The 5,320-nt window shown below is 66.7% G+C and carries 5 protein-coding genes; all 5 read right to left on the bottom strand.

Going from position 1 to position 5,320, the window contains the following annotated elements:
• Positions 1-179: 179 nt before the first annotated feature.
• On the bottom strand, positions 180-1,046 hold the full coding sequence (locus EN745_RS29275; protein ID WP_127422845.1) for an RDD family protein: 867 nt from the start codon (positions 1,044-1,046) through the stop codon (positions 180-182).
• Positions 1,033-2,052: a stage II sporulation protein M gene (locus EN745_RS29270; RefSeq protein WP_127422844.1), complete on the bottom strand. Its 1,020-nt coding sequence runs from the start codon at positions 2,050-2,052 to the stop codon at positions 1,033-1,035. Before EN745_RS29270 ends, EN745_RS29275 begins: the two co-directional genes overlap by 14 nt.
• Positions 2,049-3,353 (bottom strand): DUF58 domain-containing protein, encoded by a 1,305-nt coding sequence (locus tag EN745_RS29265; protein WP_126055025.1) that lies wholly within the window; start codon positions 3,351-3,353, stop codon positions 2,049-2,051. The genes EN745_RS29270 and EN745_RS29265 overlap by 4 nt, the downstream gene beginning before the upstream one ends.
• On the bottom strand, positions 3,350-4,306 hold the full coding sequence (locus EN745_RS29260; RefSeq protein WP_127422843.1) for a MoxR family ATPase: 957 nt from the start codon (positions 4,304-4,306) through the stop codon (positions 3,350-3,352). Before EN745_RS29260 ends, EN745_RS29265 begins: the two co-directional genes overlap by 4 nt.
• A partial coding sequence (locus EN745_RS29255; RefSeq protein ID WP_127422842.1) for a DUF4350 domain-containing protein occupies positions 4,293-5,320 on the bottom strand: 1,028 nt, incomplete at its 5' end. The genes EN745_RS29255 and EN745_RS29260, both read right to left, overlap by 14 nt.

Here is a 5,320-nt window from a genome sequence, read left to right as displayed (position 1 = left end):
GACGCTTGTCCGCTGCAGCGCCGCGCTAACCAATCCGCTTGGCGCTGCAGCGGACAAATAGGGGGAGAACTGTTACCTATGTATCCGGTTCAAACTGTTACCCATCTATCGGCTGGACACCGGCAGGGCAATGAGGGGCAGCACCAACGTCTCGTGATTATCGAGAATACCGCTCCGGCCTACCGCGCGTACTTATCCGCCTTGCGGTTGCCGAGCAGCAGCTTGCGTTCGAGATGCGCCCTGAGCTCGCCGTAGTAGGCGGTCAGGAACGCCCTGGAATCCGGCGCTTCGATCGTCACACCGATCTTCTTCCCGATCATTTCGGCTACGGCCTTCATCGCGAAATAGTCGTCGCGGCGCAGCACTTCCTCCAGCTTGTGCAGCTCGGCGATGCCGTAGGCGTCGAGCTGCGCAGCGCTGAACTTGAAACGGGCCGCGACTGGATCCTTGCTCCGCGACAGGTCCTCGACCAGCTTCAGCCTCGGCGCCTCGACCACCCAGGTTCCGGCGAGCAGGTCGCCGATGCGCATCCGGTCGCGGTTGAACAGCGGGAAGAGCGCGAAGAGCAGCGCCCACACCAGTCCGAAGACGGTGGTCAGCGTGTCGGCGACGCCGGCGCCGCCGCGTCCGGCGATGATCGACAGCGGCAGGAAGATCTCGATCTCGCGCATCAGGTTGCGCGCGATAACCTGGTCGACTGTGAGACCCGCGCCGCTGCGCGAGGCGACCCTTATGCCGACGATACGCTTGCCGGGTGTCGCGGCGCGTCGGCCGGCCTCGAAGGCGATGAAATAGGCGTTGCGCAGCAGGAAGATCAGGATGATCCAGACCACGAACAGCGGCTGCAGCCCGCCGAAACCGATGCCGCGTAGCCCGAACAGGGCGACAATGGTGATGAGGACCGCGGTGGTGGCGATGATCACCACATCGAGCAGGAAGGCCGAGGCCCGCGTGCCGGCGTCGGCAAGCCTGATCCTGAGATCGACGCCTTCCGGTGTGATCAGCGGCCGTGTCGGCGCGAACGCGGCGCGTCTAGTGATCGCCATGCCGCACCATTCGGAACAGGTAGAAATAGGCGCACCAAAAGGCCAGCATGCCGCCGCCGATGGCGTAGCGGGCGCCGTCACCGTTGATCGTCTGCCGGCCGATGCCTTCGAGCAGGCCGGCAAACAGCAGCATCACGACGACGCCGACCATGACGGTCGCCGCGATCCGTGCGGCCTCGGCGGCGGACGCCATGCGGGTCAGCTCGCCGGGAAAGGCGATGCGCGTGCCGATGCGCATGCCGGCGGCCCCAGCCAGCGCGATGGCGAACAGCTCGGTGGTGCCGTGGATGGCGAGCCAGCCGCCGAGCCCGAAACCCAGCCCCTTGGCGGCGTAGATCTGGAATATCGCGCCGAGCATGCAGCCGTTCATCAGGATGATCAGCACGCTTGGCGCGGCAAAGGCAAAGCCGAGCGCAAAGGCCAGGATCGCCACCTGTGTGTTGTGGGTGAAGAGATAGGCGGCAAAGCTCGACAGGAACTGGCTGTCGGCGCCGCCATAGAGCACGCTGCGCAGCATCTCGGCCGACGAGTCCGGATTGCGCCCGCCGGCAAGGCTTGGCGCGATGATGGCGTCGTACCAGCCCTTGTTGGACGCCACCAGCCAGTAGCCGGAGCCGGCGCCGACCGCCGTCAGTCCGACCGCAACAAGGGTTTCCCGCCACAGGACGCGGATAGCGTTTGGCCAGTCATGCAGGAAGAAATCGCCGATGCGCTGCCGCAAGCCACGCCGGGCGCCGTAAAGGTAGAAATAGCCGCGCAGGCAGAGCGCTTCGAGATAAGAGACGAGCGCATTGTCGAGCGACGTCGCCCTGGCCACCGACAGCGAGGACAGCGCCGAGCGGTAGAGCAGCGGCAGCGACAGCAATTCGTCTTCCGACAGCGTGCGCGGCGCTCGCTTCTCGACCCGCGCCAAGAGCGCCTCGAATGCCAGCCAGTCGGCCTCGCGCTCCTGGCGGAAGCTGGCGAGCGTCTGGCGTACCGCATCGGTGCCGGCCGGCGTCGTCACAAAAGATTCTCCTGCTTGAGCTCGAGATAGCGCTCGACCAGCGCCGGGCCCAGCCGCTGGTGATCGGCCTCGATGACATGCGCGCCGAGCAGCCTCAGCCGTCCGATCACGACCTGCCGTTCCCTAAGCAGGCCGCCGGCGGTGACGGCGCGCGCCACGTCCTCCGGCGTCGCCGGCGGCATGTCGGCCAGGCTCTCCAGCTCGACATCCTTCATCATCATGAACAGCACCAGGTGGCGCTCGGTCAGCCGGCCGACGGTGCGCAGCATCAGCTCGGCGCTGATCGGATCGACGAAATCGGTGAAGATGATGACCAGCGAGCGCCGGTCGAGCTTGCCCGAAAGCGTCGTCAGCGCCAGCGTAAAGTTGGTTTCCTCGCTGGAATAGTCGATCTCTGCCGCCCGCTTCTGGATCATCGGGAAGCTGGCGGAGCCGCGCACCGCGCCGCTGGAGACGCGCGGCCGCGCATCGAAGGAGAACAGGCTGACGAGGTCGCCGCCCTTCAGCGCGATGAACGCCGACAGCAGCGCCGCCGTCACCGCGCGGTCGACCTTCGGCACGCCGTCGACTGGCTCGCACATCAGGCGTCCGCTGTCGATGGCGAGCACGACGTTGTTGTTCTCCTCAATGCGGAACTCGCGCGCCAGAAGCTTGCCGTGGCGGGCGCTGCGTTTCCAGTCGATCATCCGCCGGCCCATGCCGGGCTGGTAGTCCTTTAGCGCCTCGAACTCGCGGCCTTGGCCGGCCCGCTTTTGTGCGTGGCCGTCGGCCTGCGCCGAGCGTTGCAAAAGCGTGATCGCCTCGTCGCGGGCGTGGCTGACATCGGGCAGCACCGCCACCTTCTCGTCCATCGGCAGCACGACCTGGTTCCAGACCAGCCCGAACGGCCCGCGCCAGCGCAACCATAGCCGGTCGAAATTGGCCATGCCGCGCCTGAGCGCCGTGAATTCGAGGTCGAGCGTGCCGCCATCCGCCGGCAGCACGCCGCCGGTGCCGTTGATCGGCTCCAGCCGCTGATCATGGCCGACGCGCGCCTGCAGCTTGCGCGCCTGCTTGCCGAGACTGGCGGCGACATGGACAGCGAAACGGCCGCCGACGCCGACCTGCGGCGGCGCGTCGAGGCTGGCGCTGAGCGAGGCGCGCCCGCGTCCGGCGGCCGCGTCCACCGCCAGGAAGCCAAGCAGTAGGCAGATCCAGAGCAGGCCGAGATACCAGAAGGACGGCAGCGCAAGCGCGATCAGGAACGCCGGGATCGCTCCCACCGCCGCCGCCCAGACCGCTCTGCCGCTCGGATAGATCACCGCGGCGCTTCCGTCTGGTCGACGAGATCGGACACGATCTGCTCCACCAGCCGCCCATCGATCTGCGCGGCCGGCGAAAGGATGACGCGATGGCGCAGCGCCGGCACGGCGAGCGCCTTGACGTCGTCCGGGATCACGTAAGCGCGACCGTCGAGCGTGGCCCGTGCCCGCGCCGCCCGCGCCAGCATGGCGCCCGCGCGAGGGCTGGCGCCGACCTCCAGGTCCGGGCTCTCGCGTGTGGCGCGCACGAGCGCCGCGATATAGTTGACGACGTCGTCGACCAGGGTGACGGAGCCGACGGTTTCGAGCGCCTTTTCCAGCGTCTTGCGGTCGGTCCGGGCCTTGATGCCGTATTGCGCGATGTCGTGCGAGGCGGAGCCGCCGCCGTGATGGACGATGATGGCGCGCTCGTCCTGCAGGTCCGGATAGCTCACCCGGTGCTTGAACAGGAAACGGTCGAGCTGCGCCTCCGGCAGCGGATAGACGCCCTGATGCTCGATGGGGTTCTGCGTCGCCACCACCATGAAATTGCGGCCGAGCGGATGGGTGGTGCCGTCGAAGGTGACAGCGTGCTCCTGCATGGCTTCCAGGAGGGCGGCCTGGGTCTTCGGTGGGGTGCGGTTGATCTCGTCGGCAAGCAGAAGATCGCAGAAGATCGGGCCGCGCGTCAGCGTGAACTGCCCACTCTGGAAATTGTAGATGTTGGAGCCGACGATATCGCCGGGCATCAGGTCCGGCGTGAACTGGATGCGCCCATAGGCGACACCGAGCGCCTGCGCGAAGCAGCGCGCGGTCATGGTCTTAGCGGTCCCCGGCGGTCCTTCGAGCAATATATGCCCGCCGGCGAACAGGGCGGTGAGCATCAGGTCGACCGTGTCGTGCTGGCCGGTAATCGCTTTCGCCACTTCTTCCCTGATCGCTGTCGCCAGGGCCTTCACATCATCGACGTTCACCGAGCCTCCTTGCCGTCCAGTCGTGCAGCCGTTCGGCTGCCTCATGCATTTCCGCCAGCGAACTGGCATTGTTCGCGGCCTTGAGCCGCGTCGTGAACCCCTGGGCCTCGCCCTTGTCGCGGGAATCGAGCCAGCGGTCGAGCGCTTCGCCCTGCAGCCCGTGCGGCGCGCCAAGCAGCGCGCCGGCACGCTGCCGCATCAGGGCGCCATAGCGATCGCCCAGTTCCTCCAGACGTCCGGCGCGCTTGAAGAGCATCGCCGTGGTGTCGACCAGCGCCCGCTTGCCGAAGGCGATCGCCCGGCCCTCGGCGCGCGGCGGGCCGAAGCGGCCAAGACCATGCAGGAAGGCCAGCGCCGCGGCGGCAAGGATCGACAGCGTCAGCGCCAGGAAGGGCGGCTCGACCAAAAGCTTGGCGAGATCGTATTTGCGCCCGGCGCCATGCAGTGTCAGGTCGAACATCACCGCACCCTTGCCGGGTTCCAGCATGGCGATAAGGTCCAGCGCCGCCCTGGCCTTGTCGGGATCCTTGAGCGCGGCGTTGTTGATGAGGTCCGGATCGGTCAGGATGTAGAAAGGCTTGTCGTCGAGTTCGGTGAGAACGGCCTTGCCGTTGCCCGCCGCAATCAGCGGGTGCTCGTCGGCCACCCATTGCATGTCTTCGGGTGCAGCGATGAGATGCCCTCCAATGTCGAGGTGTTCGACCGGGCTCTTGCCGACTCCGAGCTTGGCCTTGGCGATGCGGCCGAGCCAGTCGTTCACGACCGCGTCGGGCAACCGCTCGATTTTCATCTCCCAGCCTTCGGGCGTTTGTAGTGGCAAGGTTTGCCATTTTGGCAGCACGAAAAGCGTGTCCTTGTCCGCTCGGAGCCTGATTATGCGCTCGAGCGCCGCCGGATCGCTGTCAGGCGAAATGGTGACCACGAGCAAGAAGCCGGCGAGCAGGCCCGAATCGAGGCCCTCCTCGGTTGCGATCATTGGTGGTTGGCTGCCGGTCAATCTCAGCCATTCCACCC

It is taken from the genome of Mesorhizobium sp. M4A.F.Ca.ET.022.05.2.1 (assembly GCF_003998845.1).
Classification (GTDB): domain Bacteria; phylum Pseudomonadota; class Alphaproteobacteria; order Rhizobiales; family Rhizobiaceae; genus Mesorhizobium.
This window is presented reverse-complemented; position numbering and strand designations above follow the sequence as displayed.

Coding starts and splice junctions, on each gene's coding strand:
- EN745_RS29275 (WP_127422845.1), bottom strand. CDS start 1,046: ATGGCGATCACTAGACGCGCCGCGTTCGCGCCGACACGGCCGCTGATC.